Source organism: Chryseobacterium sp. 3008163, assembly GCF_003669035.1.
Classification (GTDB): domain Bacteria; phylum Bacteroidota; class Bacteroidia; order Flavobacteriales; family Weeksellaceae; genus Chryseobacterium.
In genome coordinates this window covers 1,802,618-1,819,634 of sequence record NZ_CP033070.1, presented here as the reverse complement: position 1 = coordinate 1,819,634, position 17,017 = coordinate 1,802,618, and the positions used below count along the sequence as shown (strand labels likewise).

Annotated in this window: 18 protein-coding genes; 17 read left to right on the top strand and 1 reads right to left on the bottom strand. The window is 34.3% G+C overall.

The annotated features are described in order from the left end of the window. Positions 1-220: 220 nt before the first annotated feature. On the bottom strand, positions 221-2,815 hold the full coding sequence (gene clpB / locus EAG08_RS08210) for an ATP-dependent chaperone ClpB (RefSeq protein ID WP_129535020.1): 2,595 nt from the start codon (positions 2,813-2,815) through the stop codon (positions 221-223). Positions 2,816-3,238: 423 nt separating this feature from the next. Here clpB and EAG08_RS08205 point away from each other — a divergent pair, with 423 nt between their 5' ends. From EAG08_RS08205 to EAG08_RS08130, 17 genes are all read left to right on the top strand, one after another. Beyond that, positions 3,239-3,958: a hypothetical protein gene (locus tag EAG08_RS08205; protein ID WP_129535019.1), complete on the top strand. Its 720-nt coding sequence runs from the start codon at positions 3,239-3,241 to the stop codon at positions 3,956-3,958. Between the two features lie 8 nt (positions 3,959-3,966). Then, on the top strand, positions 3,967-4,749 hold the full coding sequence (locus EAG08_RS08200; RefSeq protein ID WP_129535018.1) for a hypothetical protein: 783 nt from the start codon (positions 3,967-3,969) through the stop codon (positions 4,747-4,749). Between the two features lie 11 nt (positions 4,750-4,760). Next, positions 4,761-5,555: a hypothetical protein gene (locus EAG08_RS08195; RefSeq protein WP_129535017.1), complete on the top strand. Its 795-nt coding sequence runs from the start codon at positions 4,761-4,763 to the stop codon at positions 5,553-5,555. A gap of 39 nt (positions 5,556-5,594) precedes the next feature. Then, positions 5,595-5,765: a hypothetical protein gene (locus tag EAG08_RS21340; protein ID WP_164998546.1), complete on the top strand. Its 171-nt coding sequence runs from the start codon at positions 5,595-5,597 to the stop codon at positions 5,763-5,765. An 84-nt stretch (positions 5,766-5,849) separates the two neighbouring features. Continuing rightward, positions 5,850-6,668, top strand: a complete 819-nt coding sequence (locus EAG08_RS08190; protein WP_129535016.1) for a hypothetical protein — start codon at positions 5,850-5,852, stop codon at positions 6,666-6,668. Between the two features lie 5 nt (positions 6,669-6,673). After that, positions 6,674-7,396: a hypothetical protein gene (locus EAG08_RS08185; protein WP_129535015.1), complete on the top strand. Its 723-nt coding sequence runs from the start codon at positions 6,674-6,676 to the stop codon at positions 7,394-7,396. A 550-nt stretch (positions 7,397-7,946) separates the two neighbouring features. Beyond that, the gene (locus EAG08_RS08180; RefSeq protein WP_129535014.1) at positions 7,947-8,522 is read left to right on the top strand and encodes a TetR/AcrR family transcriptional regulator; all 576 of its coding nucleotides are present in this window, start codon (positions 7,947-7,949) and stop codon (positions 8,520-8,522) included. 211 nt (positions 8,523-8,733) lie between these two features. Next, positions 8,734-10,053 (top strand): phenylacetate--CoA ligase family protein, encoded by a 1,320-nt coding sequence (locus tag EAG08_RS08175; RefSeq protein ID WP_129535013.1) that lies wholly within the window; start codon positions 8,734-8,736, stop codon positions 10,051-10,053. Further along, positions 10,050-11,135, top strand: coding sequence for a 2Fe-2S iron-sulfur cluster-binding protein (locus EAG08_RS08170; protein ID WP_129535012.1), 1,086 nt, complete (start codon positions 10,050-10,052; stop codon positions 11,133-11,135). Before EAG08_RS08175 ends, EAG08_RS08170 begins: the two co-directional genes overlap by 4 nt. Positions 11,136-11,222: 87 nt before the next feature. Next, complete coding sequence (gene paaA / locus EAG08_RS08165) at positions 11,223-12,161, top strand: 1,2-phenylacetyl-CoA epoxidase subunit PaaA (protein WP_129535011.1); 939 nt, start codon at positions 11,223-11,225, stop codon at positions 12,159-12,161. Positions 12,162-12,271: 110 nt separating this feature from the next. Further along, the gene (gene paaB, locus EAG08_RS08160) at positions 12,272-12,553 is read left to right on the top strand and encodes a 1,2-phenylacetyl-CoA epoxidase subunit PaaB (protein WP_034679196.1); all 282 of its coding nucleotides are present in this window, start codon (positions 12,272-12,274) and stop codon (positions 12,551-12,553) included. Further along, complete coding sequence (gene paaC / locus EAG08_RS08155) at positions 12,553-13,302, top strand: 1,2-phenylacetyl-CoA epoxidase subunit PaaC (RefSeq protein WP_129535010.1); 750 nt, start codon at positions 12,553-12,555, stop codon at positions 13,300-13,302. Before paaB ends, paaC begins: the two co-directional genes overlap by 1 nt. 185 nt (positions 13,303-13,487) lie before the next feature. Beyond that, positions 13,488-13,952, top strand: a complete 465-nt coding sequence (gene paaD / locus EAG08_RS08150; protein WP_129535009.1) for a 1,2-phenylacetyl-CoA epoxidase subunit PaaD — start codon at positions 13,488-13,490, stop codon at positions 13,950-13,952. A 121-nt stretch (positions 13,953-14,073) separates the two neighbouring features. After that, the gene (locus EAG08_RS08145; protein ID WP_129535008.1) at positions 14,074-14,874 is read left to right on the top strand and encodes an enoyl-CoA hydratase/isomerase family protein; all 801 of its coding nucleotides are present in this window, start codon (positions 14,074-14,076) and stop codon (positions 14,872-14,874) included. Between the two features lie 100 nt (positions 14,875-14,974). Continuing rightward, entirely contained in the window at positions 14,975-16,105 is a 1,131-nt protein-coding gene (locus tag EAG08_RS08140) for a 3-hydroxyacyl-CoA dehydrogenase NAD-binding domain-containing protein (RefSeq protein ID WP_129535007.1), read from the top strand. 27 nt (positions 16,106-16,132) lie between these two features. Further along, positions 16,133-16,360, top strand: coding sequence for a hypothetical protein (locus tag EAG08_RS08135; RefSeq protein WP_129535006.1), 228 nt, complete (start codon positions 16,133-16,135; stop codon positions 16,358-16,360). A 250-nt stretch (positions 16,361-16,610) separates the two neighbouring features. After that, complete coding sequence (locus EAG08_RS08130) at positions 16,611-17,012, top strand: PaaI family thioesterase (RefSeq protein WP_129535005.1); 402 nt, start codon at positions 16,611-16,613, stop codon at positions 17,010-17,012. The last annotated feature ends 5 nt before the right edge of the window (positions 17,013-17,017 follow it).

Genomic DNA, 17,017 nt, shown 5'->3' with positions numbered 1-17,017 from the left:
ATTTAAAAAAAGAAGCTGAAAGGCTTCTTTTTTATGTTAAATCACTGATTAGTAGATGGTGACTCTGAATTTTCATGTCGTAAGAAAATACGATTTGACTAGAGTAAGGTATCGACAATTGAATTTGCTTATTTTACAGATGATGTTTTACAAATGAAAATTTCCGCAGATTTTGTCTGCGGAAATTCTTTAAAAATAATATATATGAAAAAAAAACTACTTATTTTTCTGTAGGTCTGAAAACCAAACCTGTCTCCTCGAAATAATCCAGCGTAATTCTGTCACCGTCATTCACGGTTCCAGCGAGGATTTCTTTTGATAATTTATTCAAAACTTCCTGCTGAATGACTCTTTTCAAAGGTCTTGCTCCGAAAACCGGGTCGTACCCTTTGTTTGTCAGGTAATTCAATGCATCTTGCGTTGCAGTCATAATGATATTTCTTTTCAGCAACAAATCATTGAAACCTCTCAACTGATACTGCACGATTTTTCCGATTTCTTTTTTTCTTAAAGGCTGGAACAGCACTGTTTCATCAATTCTGTTCAGGAATTCCGGACGAAGCGTTTGTTTCAGTAAATCGAAAACTTCAATTTTAGTTTTAGCAACAATCTCATCCTGATTTTCCTCAGTAATATTTTCAAAATTTTCCTGAATGATATGCGAACCCAAATTCGAAGTCATAATAATAATCGAATTTTTGAAATTTACCACACGACCTTTATTGTCCGTCAATCTTCCGTCATCCAAAACTTGCAATAACGTGTTGAAAACATCTGGGTGTGCTTTTTCAATTTCATCTAAAAGCACGACCGAATAAGGTCTTCTTCTAACAGCTTCCGTCAATTGACCACCTTCATCATATCCAACATATCCTGGAGGCGCACCAACAAGCCTAGACACGCTGTGTCTTTCTTGGTATTCACTCATATCAATTCTCGTCATATTGTTTTCGTCGTCGAATAAAAACTCAGCTAAAGCTTTTGCCAGTTCAGTTTTACCGACTCCAGTTGTTCCTAAGAATAAGAAACTTCCAATTGGTTTTTTCTCGTCGCTCAATCCAGCTCTGTTTCTTCTAATCGCATCAGCGACTGCTTCGATAGCTTCTTCCTGACCGACAACCCTGTGATGAAGTTCAGTTTCAAGATGTAATAGTTTTTCTCTTTCAGATTGAAGCAACTTCGTAACTGGAATTCCTGTCCATTTTCCAATCACTTCAGAAATATTGTCTGCGGTTACTTCTTCTTTAATCAATTCATTCTGATGATTTTGCATTTCCAGTTCAAGTTTTTGCAAAGCATCTTCTTTCTCCTTAATTTTTCCGTACTGAATTTCAGCAACCTTAGCATAATCTCCTGCTCTTGAGGCTCTTTCTGCTTCCAGTTTCAGAGATTCTATATCTTTTTTAATCGAGGTTAAATCCTCAGATTTTTGTTTTTCTTTAAGCCATTTTGCATTGATTTCATTTCTTTCCTCAGAAATTTTCGAAATATCTTCTTTTAAATGGTCAATTTTAGTCTGGCTTCCTTCTCTTGAAATCGCAGCCAGTTCAATTTCCATCTGCATCAGTTTTCTGTCTAGAACATCCAGTTCTTCAGGTTTTGAATTGATTTCCATTCTCAACTTAGCTGAAGCTTCATCAATAAGGTCGATTGCTTTGTCCGGTAAAAAACGGTCTGAAATATATCGTTGAGACATTTCCACAGCCGCAATAATCGCTTCGTCTTTGATTCTTACTTTGTGGTGAGCTTCATATTTATCTTTAATTCCTCGAAGGATAGAAATCGCCGATTCAGTATCTGGTTCTTCCACCATCACTTTCTGGAAACGTCTTTCTAACGCTTTATCTTTTTCAAAATATTTTTGATATTCATTTAAAGTTGTTGCACCGATCGCTCTCAATTCTCCTCTTGCCAAAGCAGGTTTCAGAATATTAGCTGCGTCCATTGCTCCTTCGCCACCTCCGGCTCCTACTAAAGTGTGGATCTCGTCGATGAAAAGAATAATTTGTCCCTCTGATTTGATAACTTCATTCACAACAGATTTCAAACGCTCTTCAAATTCACCTTTGTATTTTGCACCGGCAATCAATGCGCCCATATCCAAAGAGTACAAAGTTTTATCCTGCAGATTTTCAGGGATATCTCCGGAAATAATTCTGTGTGCAATTCCTTCTGCAATTGCGGTTTTACCAACTCCAGGTTCACCAATCAGAATCGGGTTGTTTTTTGTTCTTCTCGAAAGAATTTGTAAAACTCTCCTGATTTCTTCATCACGACCAATTACGGGATCTAATTTTCCTTCTGCGGCTAATTCGTTGAAGTTTTTAGCATATTTTTTTAAGGACTGATACGTTTCTTCTGAACTGGCAGAATTTGCAGTACTACCTTTTCTTAATTCTTTAATTCCACCTTCCAAAAGACTTTTGGTAACACCCATATCTTTCAAAGTTTTTGAAACTTCTGAATTTGTTTCTAACAATGAAAGCCAAAGATGTTCGATAGTCACAAATTCATCACCCATTTTTTTAGCAATGTTGGGAGCATCAAGCAAAACTTTATTTGCCGATTGTGAAAGGTAAATGTTTCCGCCTTGTACTTTCGGAAGTTTTTCTAAATTTTCTCTGTTCCGCTCTCTTACCAAACTCGCATCTGCTTCAGATTTCTTCAATAAAAAAGGCGATATATTTTCATCTATTTGAAAAATTCCTTCCAAAAGATGTTGAGGTTCTATTTGCTGATTGCCAAATTCCATTGCTACTTGCTGAGCGGCTTGGATGGCTTCCTGTGATTTTACGGTATATTGGTTTAAGTTCATATTATATGTATTTTGATTCTGTATTTTCTAGTTGTCAATTTAAGATTTTAAACATCAGATTTCAGAGCATAAAGAGTCTAAATAAGTGCTAATTTTAGAAGCTGATTTTCTAAATTCTGATGTTTTCAATCTTATTTAATCATTTAATTCATAAATAACAATCTCAAAAAGTGTTCTATAGTCGAAAATGTAATAAATGTGGACGATTTTTCCGATATTTTAAATTTTAAATACTTTGAAACTGACAATTTTACCTGTTTGAGATTTAAAAACTGTAATTGCTTTTAGGATGGTCATTATTCAAATTCCTCCCCACACAAAAAAACTTCACTTACCATGCATTACATATCGATTATTTTTTTTTAACAACTTTATTAAGAAAAAGATTGGTTAGATTTGCAGGGTAAAAAAACACATATTCAGATGAAAATTAAGTACAAGTTAACTTTTGCAGTCATCCTTTCATACTATTCGATATTAATTGCACAGGTAGGGATAAGTAATTCATCCCCTCTTCAAACTCTCCACATTTCAGGTATAGGTACAGGAACTGCACAACCAATTATCAGGATTGATGGATTAAACAGTACGCAAAATACAGCTCATGAAAATGCGGCTTCCCTAAAAAGAGTTTTTGCAACCTCTAATGGTGATTTGGTAATTTTGAATAATAATCAAACCAATAAATTTTACACTTCACCCGCTTTTCCCGTAACGGCTGTACCTGGTGGTACTGAACGACCTGTGGTTAGCTACGCATTTACTTTAGATTACCCATCTGTTGTTCATGTAGAAGCTCGAATGGGAAGTACCGTTACAAGCGATATTGCGAATACTGCTTCATTGAAAAATGGTCAAGCCCGATCCTTTGGTGGTTATTACAAATTTACTTCCGCGCCCTCAGGTGTTGCAACTAATGTTGCTTTCGGTGAGTCTAGTATGTCTCATAGTACATCCTCCGGTACTAATCAATTGAATGGTGTATTTTATTTTGAACCTAGAAAAGATCTCTATCTACCAAAAGGTAATTATACAATTGTTCTATACGGATTTTCTGGTGATGCTAGTATGGCTTTTTCAATAAATAGTATTGCACAGACTAGTCAACAAATGCGTGTTAGTATTACACCTGTAACTTATTAAACAAAAAAATGAGAAATTTATTGTTAAGTGTATCATTTATATTTGGAATTACAAATACATATGCACAGGTTGGGATTGGTGTAGTAAGTGGGAGCCCACAAAAAGCCCTTCATATATCGGGTCCTTCAACAACATCAACTATTTCAGGAACAGCAGTTCAAATTGTTACTCCAACAATCAGAATAGAAGGATTAAATAATGCAAATCAAGTTGTTAACGATAAGCTAAGACCTGTTTCTATAACTGATAATGGTGATGTAGTTTTAGCTCCTGAATTAGTAATTCCTTTAGTAATGATTGATCCTATTAATACTTTAAATTCGGAAACAGATTATATAACTTCTCCAGTTGTTATTAATCAATCATCTGCGACTTCTACAGATACTGTTCTACGATCTTTTGTATTTGTACTTACATCACCAAGTCTTGTAAAGTTTGGTGCAATTACCAGTTTTCAATTTTATAAAGCATCAGACGGATCTGTAATCACAGATGGAGCCAATAGAATATGGGGTACAAAATTCAGATTTTCTAATGCTCCTGCAGGCGTTTCTACAGCTGCAAATGCTTTTTTTGGAGAATCCTTGAAAGGATATATTAATGCGGTAAATAGTAGTTCTGCTGTAGGAATCTTATATGCCAACTCTGAAGAGACTTTGGCTCTCCCAGCAGGTAGTTATACTTTGGATGTAATTTCTTCAATTAATACCCATAGTACACAGATACCTGCAAGAATTATTAACGGAAATGGAAATGACAATATAAGTATTGTTGCTTATCCAATTCAATAAAAAATATAATAATGAGAAGTTACATAAAAATATTTTCCTTATTTCTTGTAGGTGTTTTTTTTAATTTTGGCTATGGTCAGAATAGCAATGTGGGAATAAATACGGATAATCCGCAACAAAAATTACATGTGAGTGGTGTGAAAAATGTTTTAAGCACCAACATAGGAACAACAGGAATTCCTCTTATTGCACCAACAATCCGCATAGACGGGTTAAATAGTACCGGCAATCCCACAGTTTTTAACGGTGTAAATACAGTAAATCCTCTGTATGTGAACTCTTCTGGGGATACTTCTGTGAAAAAAGGTAATGAAAAGTTCAGTTATTCTGCTCCTCAAACTGATGCGATTACTAGTACGACCACGCTAAATGTTACTGCTAATCAAGTCTATCAAGTAACTGGTGATTTATTAACCGTTTCTTTTACTTTAACACAAAGATCTATGGTTTTTATTTCGTCTACAATTTCTGCTGATGTAAGAAATTCTTCAGGAGGCACATTAAATGATGGAAACAGTAGATCAATAGCTGCTTTGCTTATATTCACATCGGCACCTGCATCTAGTGGTATAAATGTCAATTCTGCGATTATGAGTGATGGTTTTACATTTGCAAACAGAGCAACAGGTGGTTCTATTAATACTTTTAAATTAAGCCCGAGTACAGAAGCTGTGCTACCTGCTGGAAACTATACTTTAGTTCTTAGAGCCGCTGCAATTGGAGCAGACCAAACTTCAGATAATTTCAGAGTCATTTTCGGAGGTGATACTGGTGATAAACTCAATGTTTTAGCAAAACCTTTATAAATACAAACAATAATTTTTTAATACTTTTAAATTTATTTTATGATGAACAATTTGAACGAAAAATTAGCAAAATTCTCTGTAGAGAAATTAGAAGAGCGTAAAGAGTTTACTTTTTACTGTTTACCAAAACCTTGTACTCCAAAACCTCCTTGTGATGGCGGTGACAATGGTGGTGGTGGTGTTGGTGGCGCTGGAGGCGCTGGAATATAACTATCATTGCTAATGAAAAAAATACCTGTGCCTGTATTGGCTCAGGTATTTTATATTAAAATCATCATTTAAAAGTAATTTTCTATGAATACTTCACAAAAAATATCTACTCTTTTTTTTAAAAATCAAATTCATTTTTTAAAGGAAAATTTTGTTATTAAAGATGAAAATTTATTTAAAAAATTTAGTTCGGCAGTTGAAAGATTTTGCTATTTCGTTTTTGAGATCGACAAGATGATTGACGGTGATTATAATTTTGCAGATCAATACCAAACTAATGATAATAAGATCTATCACATGATGAAAAATCATCAGGAATCTATAAAACTTTTAGTTGATATTTTCCCAAGTACACATCAATTTTGGGAAGATCTGGATAAAACCAATTATAGGTATTATCAAATTTTGCTAAAAGAAAATTTTGAAAATAATCAAAAATCTGTTTATACAATCAAAGATTTTGAAGAATATGCAGATTCTAAGCATTGTCTGGCATATATTCCTATCATAGGATTAAATTACCTGTTTGAATCAAAGATTGACGCAGAAGAGACGAATACTATTTTCAAAAAAATTTTCTTGGGAATGCAAATGAATGATGATCTTGAAGATTTTAATTCTGATTTACTAACCGCACAATGGACTTATGCACATTCTCGGGTAGAAGAATTCATGAAAGAAAACAATCTAATCGAAAACAACGAATTAGATAAATACAAAGAAAGAGTTTTATATGTATCGGGTATTGGAGAAGAGCTTATGAGTTTTGCAAAAGAAAACTTTATTTCTGCAAAAAAACTATCAAATAAAAACGGTTTTAAAAAATTGGAATCATGGTTAGATGAAACTCTTGATGTCATAAACCAAAATGAAGAATTAATTTTAAAATTAACCTCAAATTAAGACAAGTGTCACTTATTCGTCAAGATTATATTTTATCACCATATCAGCAAGATCAATGGGTTTTGCAAATCTTCGAACAATACTACATCATCAATAATGATAGTAAAAAAGTTCTTGATATACTTTCGTCTACAGAAAATTATAATGATGCGAAAATGCAATTCAATTCCTGCTTTGAGGATGATTTCACAGAAAACCAATTTTTAGGCTTTGTAAAAAATGTTTTTAAAGAGATTCCTATTTTTACACAAGACGATACCGATTCAAATCCGCAAAAGAGTTTTATCAAATTTCAAAGGAGATTAATTAATGCCCAGTTAGCAGAAAAACTGGTATATCCTATCCTAATATTATTTAATAAAAGCGTGTTTTGGGTTTTCTTTATCTTACTTTCCGTCACAGCAATAATTTTATTATCTACAATACCTATTCCTTCAGTAGATAAAATACCTGTATTGTGGATTCTTTTATTGTACACACCCACCATCTTTTTACATGAGCTGGGCCACATTGCCGCTTGCAACAAATATGTTCAGAAAAATGGAGAAATAGGTTTTGGAATCTACTTTATTTTCCCCGTATTTTATTCTAATATTTCTGCCATTTGGCATGCAAAAAAAGAAGAGCGCGTAATTGCAAATTTGGCCGGTGTTTATATGCAGTTATGGTCTATGCTCCTATTTTTAGTGCTCTTTTTTTTACAAATGTCAGTCTTTTTTTATACATGAGTTACGTATTGGGAGTTTATAGTTTTATACAATTACTTCCATTTATAAGATCAGATGGATATTGGTTGCTATCAGATTTGTCTTCTACACCCAACCTGCAAAGTAGATCGAATGCTGAAGTGAAAAGGTGGATCAAAAATCCTTTAAAAAAATCAAAGAAAGTTCTTCAAAAGATATTTTCATAGTTATTTACGGATTGTTTAATACATTAATTTACGGATATTTTATATTCACCCAGATTTTTTTAATTGGGAAGAAATTTTAAATTTCCCGTTATATATTATTGAACTTTTAAAAGACATCGTTACACTCAATTTTTCAGAAATATATTTTGCTCCCCAATTTATAACAAGTACAATGTTTTATTTCATTTGTTTCAGATATTTTAAACAATTAATTGAAAGAAAATAAATCATTTTAAATTTTCAAATAAAAATTTTCTAGGTTATTGGGTATGAAAATTCTATTCAGTTAGAAAAAGTATACATTTGCAAATTATCACCTAAAAATTAAATATTTTATTTTTCTGATAAATTGTATAGGATTAAATATGGAGCTAAAAGAAAAACAAAAGAAAATATTAGACGTTGCGGTAGAGCTTTTCAAAGAGAAAGGGTATATGGGCAGTTCGGTAAGAGATTTGGCGACAAAACTTAATATAAAAGCCGCTTCTTTATATGCACACATCCGTTCAAAGGAAGAAATTCTTGAATGGATTTGCTTCGGAATTGCTCACGAATTCTTCGCCCAGCTTCAGGAAATCAAAAACACGAATCTTCCTCCAAAAGATAAATTGAATTTATTTATTGATAAACATTTATCAGTGGTTCTCGAAAACCGTGATGTGACCCACATTTATTCAAACGAATGGAAACATTTAGACGGCCGTCTTCCAGAATTTATAGAAATGAGAAAAAACTATCAGCTAGAGGTCGAACAATTATTGCTCGAGATTTATAAAGCAGAAAATTGGGAACTGAAATCGCCAACGTTCACAACAAGATTTATTCTTCATACTTTAAACAACTCTTATTTTTGGTTCAAAAGAAATACAGAATCTTCTGTTGATATCAAAGAGGAAATCAGAGATAAAATTCTTTTTGGACTTCTCGGAAATCACGAATAATAAACTTCTTTTGTCATTCTGACGAAGGAAGAATCTCAACTTTATTATTAGAAATTCTTCACTCCGCTTCGCACCTTTAACAACATCTAAATGTAAGGCTTGTCTCAATCTAAAAACAATTTAGAATCATTCGAAATATGACAAAAGTCATTAAAATTTGGTCAGTTAGAAAATCTTTTTTAAATTTACACCTAACAAATGTTAGTTAGTAATGAGGTTTGATATTGAATATTTAAAACTTGACCAATTGAGAACTCTTCAGTCCGAGAGATTGAAGAATTTGGTGAGTTATCTTGAAGAGAAGTCGGATTTTTATAAAGGAAAATTTGATGAATTAGGAATATCAACTGGGGAAGTAAGGACAATTGAAGATATTTCAAAACTCCCGATCACATACAAACAAGATTTGAGAGACAATTATCCGTTCGGATTATTTACCGTTCCAAAAAATGAATTACAAAGAATTCATTGTTCAAGCGGAACAACGGGAAAACCAACGGTAGTAGGATATACAAAAGAAGATGTTGATTTATTCAGTGAAGTAGTAGCAAGATCGTTGAATGCAGCCGGAGCAAAACCGGGAATGCAGTTACATAATGCTTACGGTTACGGAATTTTCACGGGCGGACTTGGTCTTCATTACGGAGCAGAAAAATTAGGAATGAGCGTTCTTCCAATTTCAGGAGGAATGACAACGAGACAGGTTGATTTAATTATGGATTTTAAACCGGAAGTTATCTGTTGCTCACCGTCTTATGCTTTAACAATCGCTGATGAATTTGCTAAAAGAGGAATCTCGGCAGACGAAATCAGTTTAAAATACGCCGTTTTAGGTTCAGAGCCTTGGACGGAATTGATCAGACATCATATTGAGGAAAAATTAGGCGTTCATGCAACCAATATTTATGGGTTGAGTGAAATTATCGGTCCTGGAGTTTCGATGGAAGATTTTGAGGAGAAAGGCGGTTCTTACATTTGGGAAGATCATTTTTATCCTGAAATCTTAGATCCGATTACAAAACAACCTGTTTCATTCGGAGAAGAAGGAGTTTTGGTGATTACAACGTTGACGAAAAAAGCAATGCCGCTTTTACGTTATTGGACCAATGATATCACAAGTCTTTACTATGAGGAAAACTCAAAAAGAACAATGGTTAAAATGAAACCAATTCTTGGAAGAGCCGATGATATGTTAATTGTAAGAGGCGTAAATGTATATCCGAGTCAGATTGAAGAAGCATTTTCTCATGTGGAAGGCGTGGTGCCGAATTATTATTTAACACCGATTGAGAAAGAACAAATGTGTGTAGCATTGGATATCGATCTGGAAATTGATGATGAATTTGTGAAAGCGCAACAAATTGAAATTAATACCGATGATTATGCTATTTTTGTCGGAAACTTTGCAAAAAGTATAGAAAACGAAATAAAAAAACGAGTAGGAATCACCACGAAAGTGAAAATTCATGCTAAGGACAGTTTGCCTAAGTGCGAAGGTGGAAAAATTAATAGAATACTAAAAACAAAATGAATTCATTTTATAAATTAAAAACGGTAAGGGTTCAGAAAGATACCAACGACGCAGTCAATGTAGCCGTTGAAATTCCTGAGGAACTGAAAGATAAATTCAGATTCAAGCAGGGGCAGTATCTTAACTTCCGAATGATGATCGATGGAAACGAAGAGCGTCGTTCTTATTCTATCTGCAACGCTCCGAGTGAAAAAAGCAACACGCTAGAAGTATTGGTTAAGTTGTTAGAAAACGGAAAAGTTTCCGGTTATTTTAACGAGCATCTTCACATGGATGAAGTTCTTGAAGTGATGCCTCCGATGGGCGGTTTTAACACATCTTATCACCCGACAAACGTAAAAACTTACGTTGGTTTGGCGGCAGGAAGCGGAATTTCTCCGGTTTTATCAAATATTAAAGAAAGTCTTTACCAAGAGCCGAATTCAAACGCTTATCTGTTTTACAGCAACAGAAGTATGAATCATGTAATGAAAAAGGCTGAAATCGATAAATTGGTTGAAACTTTTAACGGAAGACTGAAAGTTGTTTATTTAGTGAGCCGTGAGCAGCATGAAGACCCGATTTTTGAAGGAAGAATTTCTCCCGAAAAATTAAATCAGCTGTTTGAAAGATATACAGACATTGATGTTAAAGAATCTACATTTTTTATTTGTGGCCCTTCAGAAATGATTAAAGGGATTGCTGACTATTTAAAGAAAGAGAAAAAAGTACCTGCCATTCAGGTTTTATTTGAATATTTCACTGCTCCTGACGAAGAAAATTCTGAGGAAATGAGCGATGAATTCAAGGCAATTGCTAACTTAGAAAGTATGGTAACGGTTATTATCGATGATGATGAATATTCGTTTCACCTTAATTCTAAAAAAGAGAGTATCTTAGATAAAGCATTGAAAGACAATCTTCCTGTACCATTTGCTTGCAAAGGAGGGGTTTGTTGTACGTGTAAAGCGCAGGTTTTGGAAGGAGAAGTTTTCATGGAGAAAAATTTCGCGCTTACCGAAGATGAAGTAGCCAGAGGTTACGTTCTGACGTGTCAATGTCACCCGACAACAAATGTGGTGATGCTTAATTATGATGTATAATTAAATTAATGTAACAATATATCAATTTACCAGTGTAACAATCATTGGTACATTGTTAGACTGATACATTGTTAAATTGGAAAAATTATGGATTTAGAAAAATTTGTACAATACGTACACGACGAAAATAAAGTAGAACCAAAAGATGTAATGCCCGATGATTACAGAAAATTATTGGTTCGTCAGATTTCACAGCACGCGCATTCTGAGATTGTCGGAATGTTGCCGGAAGCGAACTGGATTTCCAGAGCACCTTCATTGAGAAGAAAAATGGCTCTTTTAGCTAAAGTTCAGGATGAAGCAGGTCACGGTTTATACCTTTATTCTGCTACTGAAACATTAGGAAACGGAACCATCAGAGCTGACAGAGATGCGACTTACGATGATATGCTGGAAGGAAAAGCGAAATATTCAAGTATTTTCAACTATCCTACATTAAGTTGGGCAGATATCGGCGCAATCGGTTGGTTGGTTGATGGTGCTGCAATCATGAATCAGGTAATGTTGATGGGGAATTCTTACGGTCCTTATTCAAGAGCGATGGTGAAAATCTGTAAAGAAGAATCTTTCCACCAAAGACAGGGTTATGAGATTTTGATGGCGCTTTGTCGTGGTACAAAACAACAGAAAGAAATGGCACAGGCTTCGTTAAACCGTTTCTGGTGGCCAGCTTTAATGATGTTTGGTCCAAATGACGACAGTTCGCCAAACTCTAAAATTTCTATGAATTACAGAGTAAAAAGAGAAAGTAATGACAGTCTTCGTCAGAGATTTATCGACGTTACGGTTTCTCAGGCTGAATTTTTAGGATTAACCATGCCTGATAAAGACCTTAAATGGAATGAGGAAAGACAACATTACGATTTCGGAGAACTTCCTTGGGGCGAATTCATGGAAATCTTAAAAGGAAACGGACCTTGTAACAAGAAAAGATTACAGACAAAAGTAAAAGCGCAGCAGGAAAACCTTTGGGTAAAAGAAGCAGCGATTGCTTTTGCAGAGAAACAACAAAAAGAAGTAATATAATAATGTAACAATATACCAATGTAAAATGTAACAATCACTGTCATGCTGAGCTTGTCGAAGCATCTCATTGGTAAACTGCTACATTGCTACATTGTTAAATTAATTTGACTATGGCAAATTTAGATATGTGGGAAGTGTTTATTCAGACTAAACCGGGATTATCTCACAAACACGTTGGAATTGTACAGGCGCCAACGGCAGAAATGGCTTTGCAGAACGCAAGAGACGTTTATACAAGAAGAAAAGAAGGAACTTCTGTTTGGGTAGTTCCAAGTAAATATATTGTGACTTCAGAAGGAATTGATAAAGAAGCATTCTTTGATCCGGCTGATGACAAATTGTACCGTCACCCGACGTTCTACGATATTCCTAACGATGTAAAAAACATGTAATGAGCGCACTATTCAATTATTTATTAAAGTTTGCTGATGACAGTTTCATCATGGGACAAAGATTGTCTGCATGGTGTGGTGAAGGTCCTTATTTAGAGGAAGATATTGCATTGACAAACATCGCTTTGGATGAACTTGGACAGGCAAACAATTTTTATGTTTACGCTTCAAGAGTTGTTGATAACGGTAAAGGTGAAGATGATTTAGCATTTTTAAGATACGAGCACGAATACGTAAACGCACATTGGGTTGAACTTCCGAATGAAGATTATGCGCAGACGATTCTTAAAGTGTATGTTTTCTCGGTGTATCAGAAATTGATGTACGAGGCGTTGTCAAATTCTGCAGATGAAGAACTTTCTGCTCTTGCTCAAAAATCTTTGAAAGAAGTGAGATATCATTATACTCACGCTGCGTCTTGGATGAAAATTTTCGCTCAGGGAACTGAAGAGAGTAAAGCTCGTTTGGTGAAATCTCTTGAAAATATTTGGGAATACACGAAAGGTTTATTCGCAAAAGTGGAAGGAGAAGATGATTTAATTGCTTTAAATATCGCTCCGAATGTTGATGCTTTGTATGAAGATTTCCTTTCTATTACACAAAAAGATTTTCAGAATTTCGGTTTAGAATATCCGGCTAATCCTTTCATGCAGCCAAAATCAAGAACAGGTTATCACACAGAATACTTCGGATTTATGCTTTGTGAATTACAATATATGCAGAGAGCGTATCCGGGTTGTACTTGGTAGGTTTTTGAATGTAACAATGTATCAGTTTATCAATGTAACAATTTTAAAGTGAAATGTTAAACTATCATTAAAAATTTTATTCTTTGTTGACTTTGCTAAGTGAAACGCCTTTGCGCACTTAAAAACAGTTAGTAGTCAAAAAAACTTAGCGCACTTTGCGTTTAAAAAAATCAGATTAAAAAAGATTGAAAAATCCTTTAGAAATATTAGAACTCGTTCCCGATCCGGAAATTCCGGTAATCAATATCGTGGAATTAGGCATTGTAAGAGAAGCAAAAGTTACCAGCGAGAATTCTTGTGAAATAACGATTACGCCGACTTATTCTGCCTGTCCCGCTATGTTTACCATTGAGGAAGACATCATGAAAATCATGAAAGAAAACGGGTGGGATGCGAAGGTAGTCACCAAAATGTTTCCGATTTGGACAACAGACTGGTTGACAGATGAAGCGAGAGAAAAACTCCGTGTCTACGGAATTTCACCTCCCGAAAAAGGAGCAGACGAACATCACATCGGGAAACCGAAAAAATGTCCGCGTTGTGGTTCTATGCATTCAAAACAGATCAGCAGATTCGGGTCTACATTGTGTAAGGCTTCTTATCAGTGTTTAGACTGTTTAGAACCGTTTGATTATTTTAAATGCCACTAAGATTAATGTAACAATTTAGCAATGTAACAATTTAGGATGCAGTAAATATTGTTACACTGGTAAACTGATACATTGCTAGATTTTTATACGTAAATTTACATTAATCATAAAAATTAAAACTATGTATACACAACTTGATATTGAATCGCATTTTGGAGGAAAATTAAAAATTGCTTACCTTAATCAACCGGATACTATGAATGCTTTAACCAAGCCTTCGTTATCAGATTTAAAAGATTTCGTAAAAGAATGCAGTGATGATCCCGCAGTAAGATGTGTTGCCATTTCTGGAAGAGGAAAAGCGTTTTGTTCTGGTCAGAATCTGGATGATGCTTTCGTTCAGGGTAACGATCATCATGATGACGATATTATCAGACGAATTGTAACCGATTATTACAATCCTTTGGTATTGGAAATTACCCGTTGCAAAAAACCTGTAGTTGCTTTGGTAAACGGTCCTGCAGTTGGTGCTGGTGCAATGTTGGCATTGATTTGTGACTTTGTTTTAGCGAATGATAAAGCCTATTTTTCTCAGGCATTCTCCAACATAGGATTGATTCCTGATACTGGTGGAACGTATTTCTTACCTAAATTATTAGGAAGACAATTGGCAAATTATTTAGCATTTACCGGTAAAAAATTATCGGCTGAAGAATCGAAAGCTTATGGTTTGGTTGCTGAGGTTTTCACTGAAGAAGAATTCAATTCAAAATCAATGGAGATTTTAGAAAAAGTTTCCAATATGCCTACTGTTGGCTTAAAATTAACCAAAAAAGCTTTTGCCAGTTCTTACAACAATACATTAAAAGAACAATTGGAGTTAGAAGGTGATTTGCAACAAGAAGCCGCCGAAACAGAAGATTTCAAAGAAGGTGTACAAGCCTTTTTACAAAAAAGAAAACCTGAATATAAAGGAAAATAAGAATTAATATAACAATGTACCAATGTAGCAGTTTACCAATTATTAGATTATTGGAATTCAATTAAATTGTTACATTGTTACATTGATACACTGTTAGATTATGAATATAGGAGTTATCGGTGCCGGAACGATGGGGATTGGCATCGCACAAGTAGCCGCAACGAACGGATGCAAAGTTTGGGTCTATGACGCCAACGCAAAACAAGTAGAAACGGCAACCGTAGGTTTGGAAAAAACATTAACCAGATTGGTTGACAAACAGAAAATTTCATCAGAAAAAATGGTTGAAATTTTATCTAATATTTCCATCGCTACAGAACTGAAGGACTTCAAAGATTGCGAATTAATCATCGAAGCCATCATTGAAAATAAAGAAATCAAGATCAAAGTTTTCACAGAATTAGAGAAACACGTTTCTGATAATTGTGTCATCGCTTCCAATACATCATCCATTTCAATCACTTCTCTCGGTGCAGAGTTACAAAAACCGGAGCGGTTCATAGGAATTCACTTTTTCAATCCGGCTCCTTTGATGCCTTTGGTTGAAATTATTCCTTCATTACTCACAGAAAAGTCTTTAGCCGAAAAAATGTACAACCTCATGAAAGATTGGGGTAAAGTTCCTGTGATTGCTAAAGATATTCCTGGATTTATCGTTAACAGAATTGCCCGCCCTTACTACGGTGAAGGATTAAGAATTGTTGAAGAAAACATCGCCACTATAGAGCAGGTTGATGAAGCCATGAAAACAATCGGAAACTTCAAAATGGGACCTTTTGAATTGATGGATTTAATTGGTGTTGATGTAAATTTCTCAGTAACAACAACAGTTTACAAGGATTATTTCTACGACCCAAAATACAAGCCATCTCTTCTTCAACAAAGAATGGCCGAAGCCAAACTTCACGGCAGAAAAACGGGAAAAGGTTTCTACGATTATGCTGAAGGTACTGTAAAACCAGAACCTGTAAAAGACGATGCTCTTTATCAACAAATATTTTTAAGAATTATTTCAATGCTCATCAATGAGGCGGTTGAAGCGAAAAGATTAGGCGTTGCGAACGACGAAGATTTAGAATTGGCAATGCAAAAAGGAGTGAATTATCCAAAAGGCTTATTGGCTTGGGGAAAAGAAATCGGATATGAAAAAATCTCAGAAACGTTGCAGAGTCTTTATGAAGAATATCAGGAAGAAAGATACAGACAAAGCCCGTTATTAAAAAAATTATAAATCGAAATTGATTTTAAAGATCTTTTAATGAAACAGAGAAAGATAATTTCCTCTTTTGCGATATCGATGTTTTCAACAATATTTGTTGGAGGCATTTTTTATCTAAGTGACAAAAGACTTTCTGCATTTTCTCAAGAAGATAAGATGTTTAGTTGGGGGTTTGTCATTTTTTATTTCGTTGCAATGTTTATCGGTCATCTTTTTATGGAAGACATGACAAGATTCTTTAATAGTCTTTTCGCAAAGAAAAAATAATATTTAATCAGATCAAATGAATCCAAAAATAATTTCGATTGCCATTAATGCCATTTTTGCATACATAATTATTTTGTTGCTGAGTTTTTTCATGAATAAATTGATGAATCATTCAGATGAAAGTTTTGTAGATTTTTTTCAAAAGAAATGGTATATATTTTTGGTTTTTGTAATAATATTCATAGGATACAGGCATTTTTTCAAGAAAAAAACAGACTGAAAATTAATGCTTATTTAAACTTTAAAAATTATGACACCAAGAGAGGTAGCAGATTATATGTTCGATCAGGATTATTTTTCCCAATGGATGAATATTAAAATGATTGAAGTAAAAGAAAACTATTGTTTAATAGAAATGCCAATTAAAAAGGAAATGATTAATGGGCTTAAGACAGTTCACGGAGGCGTTACGTTTGCATTTGCAGATTCTGCATTGGCGTTTTCTTCCAACAATTCCGGAGATGCAGCGGTAGCATTAAACTGTGTTATCAATTTCACAAAAGCTGGTAAAGAAGGCGATATTTTCAGAGCAGAAAGTATTTTGGTGAATAATACCAGAAAAACAGCGATCTACGATATCAAAATTACCAATCAAAATGAAGAATTGGTTGCGAAATTTGTCGGAACAGTTTATAAAATAGGAAAAAAGTAATAGAA

What these genes read in the sequence shown, in the direction of transcription:
- clpB (WP_129535020.1), bottom strand. Translation starts at nt 2,815, where the DNA reads ATGAACTTAAACCAATATACCGTAAAATCACAGGAAGCCATCCAAGCC.
- EAG08_RS08205 (WP_129535019.1), top strand. Translation starts at nt 3,239, where the DNA reads ATGAAAATTAAGTACAAGTTAACTTTTGCAGTCATCCTTTCATACTAT.
- EAG08_RS08200 (WP_129535018.1), top strand. Translation starts at nt 3,967, where the DNA reads ATGAGAAATTTATTGTTAAGTGTATCATTTATATTTGGAATTACAAAT.
- EAG08_RS08195 (WP_129535017.1), top strand. Translation starts at nt 4,761, where the DNA reads ATGAGAAGTTACATAAAAATATTTTCCTTATTTCTTGTAGGTGTTTTT.
- EAG08_RS21340 (WP_164998546.1), top strand. Translation starts at nt 5,595, where the DNA reads ATGATGAACAATTTGAACGAAAAATTAGCAAAATTCTCTGTAGAGAAA.
- EAG08_RS08190 (WP_129535016.1), top strand. Translation starts at nt 5,850, where the DNA reads ATGAATACTTCACAAAAAATATCTACTCTTTTTTTTAAAAATCAAATT.
- EAG08_RS08180 (WP_129535014.1), top strand. Translation starts at nt 7,947, where the DNA reads ATGGAGCTAAAAGAAAAACAAAAGAAAATATTAGACGTTGCGGTAGAG.
- EAG08_RS08175 (WP_129535013.1), top strand. Translation starts at nt 8,734, where the DNA reads ATGAGGTTTGATATTGAATATTTAAAACTTGACCAATTGAGAACTCTT.
- EAG08_RS08170 (WP_129535012.1), top strand. Translation starts at nt 10,050, where the DNA reads ATGAATTCATTTTATAAATTAAAAACGGTAAGGGTTCAGAAAGATACC.
- paaA (WP_129535011.1), top strand. Translation starts at nt 11,223, where the DNA reads ATGGATTTAGAAAAATTTGTACAATACGTACACGACGAAAATAAAGTA.
- paaB (WP_034679196.1), top strand. Translation starts at nt 12,272, where the DNA reads ATGGCAAATTTAGATATGTGGGAAGTGTTTATTCAGACTAAACCGGGA.
- paaC (WP_129535010.1), top strand. Translation starts at nt 12,553, where the DNA reads ATGAGCGCACTATTCAATTATTTATTAAAGTTTGCTGATGACAGTTTC.
- EAG08_RS08145 (WP_129535008.1), top strand. Translation starts at nt 14,074, where the DNA reads ATGTATACACAACTTGATATTGAATCGCATTTTGGAGGAAAATTAAAA.
- EAG08_RS08140 (WP_129535007.1), top strand. Translation starts at nt 14,975, where the DNA reads ATGAATATAGGAGTTATCGGTGCCGGAACGATGGGGATTGGCATCGCA.
- EAG08_RS08135 (WP_129535006.1), top strand. Translation starts at nt 16,133, where the DNA reads ATGAAACAGAGAAAGATAATTTCCTCTTTTGCGATATCGATGTTTTCA.
- EAG08_RS08130 (WP_129535005.1), top strand. Translation starts at nt 16,611, where the DNA reads ATGACACCAAGAGAGGTAGCAGATTATATGTTCGATCAGGATTATTTT.